The organism is Thermus sp. FJN-A (genome assembly GCF_054655095.1).
The window spans coordinates 1-236 of record NZ_BAAHSC010000278.1 but is presented as its reverse complement, the minus strand read 5'-3'; the positions used below and the strand labels follow the sequence as shown (position 1 = coordinate 236).

Below are 236 nucleotides of genomic sequence, written 5' to 3'. Positions count from 1 at the left end.
TCCCACCGCACCGCTTCCCAGTTGGCCAGGAGGTCCCTGGCCCTCGAGGCCGTGGTGTGAAGCCGCTCCCTCACCCCGGGGCCGTCCTCTCCCCAGAGGGCCAGGGCCGCCTCCCGCCAGGGGAGGGGGCCCTCCTTGAGGAGCAGGGCCAGAAGCGCGAAGGCCTTCCCCGAGCCCTCCAGCGGCACCTCCCGCCTGCCCACGAGGAGGCCGGGGGGGCTTTCCCGCAGGACCAC

General features: G+C 75.0%; 1 pseudogene. It reads right to left on the bottom strand.

Annotation, left to right across the window (positions count from 1 at the left end):
• Positions 1–236 (bottom strand): annotated as a pseudogene (locus ACYQ0J_RS13710) (tetratricopeptide repeat protein); the annotation flags it as partial.